This window comes from Rhizobacter sp. P2_H2 (genome assembly GCF_056403375.1).
The window spans coordinates 1-788 of sequence record NZ_JBFUFP010001641.1 but is presented as its reverse complement, the minus strand read 5'-3'; the positions used below and the strand labels follow the sequence as shown (position 1 = coordinate 788).

Annotated in this window: 1 protein-coding gene and 1 pseudogene; both read right to left on the bottom strand. The window is 61.1% G+C overall.

The window, feature by feature from the left end; all coding sequences use genetic code 11:
• Window positions 1-234: pseudogene (locus AC1D15_RS35300) on the bottom strand (phage portal protein); the annotation flags it as partial.
• Complete coding sequence (locus AC1D15_RS35295) at window positions 231-461, bottom strand: DUF6148 family protein (protein WP_477829750.1); 231 nt, start codon at window positions 459-461, stop codon at window positions 231-233. The gene AC1D15_RS35295 and the pseudogene AC1D15_RS35300, both read right to left, overlap by 4 nt.
• Window positions 462-788: the final 327 nt, after the last annotated feature.

Here is a 788-nt window from a genome sequence, read left to right as displayed (position 1 = left end):
CCCGACGACCAGGTCGTGATTGCGGTCGAGATAGCGCATCTGATTGCGCAGTGGCACCGCGCCCTGCTGCGCTAGCTGATTGGGCGAGCCGCCATCACGCCGGAACTTGCGCTGAGGACTCGGACGCGCGGCCTCGTAGTGGGCCAACAKCGTTCGGCTGCGCAGGCGGCTCAAGCCACGCTGTGGGTCGAACCACGCAAGAAGGCGGTCGACGGGATTGAGGCGGGCGGTCATCGATCGAGGCGCGCGACCGAGAAGCGCAAGCCGCCAATGGTCGGCGCACCAGACGCGCGAGCGCCTTCGGCGCGGACGCGATCTTCCCACTCCCTGCGGCCAGCGCGGATCTCGGACAGATCTTCACTGCGGAAGACGCGGTCGCCGAGGCGCGCTTCCTTGCCGAGGAGGACATCGGTTTCGGCCTGCAGGTATGCGGCCAGCATGGTGGTTGCATGAATGCTCATGCAGCCATGCTCTGCAATCGGCTGTCACATTTTTAGGGGAGGAATGCGACAACGTTCCGCGCCGCAAATGGACTATGAACATTCGGAACGCGCTGCCGATCTGCGGACTAATGGCGTTTCGGGAAGAATCGACAACGAAATGCGGCTCGGTGCGAGCGGAGTCCTTTAAATCCACAATCCGCACATGATTACACCCAACCCATTTATAAATACCCCTCGCGCCAAGATAGCGTATCGGACCAAGAAGCCCCCCTATATTTTCCCGCTCACCATTCCTCAGCCAGGCTCGAATACCACGCTTATACTTTCCCCAGGGGTGAGATGCAA

Excerpts from the sequence above, each read along its gene's own strand:
- AC1D15_RS35295 (WP_477829750.1), bottom strand. The coding sequence starts at position 461 with ATGAGCATTCATGCAACCACCATGCTGGCCGCATACCTGCAGGCCGAA.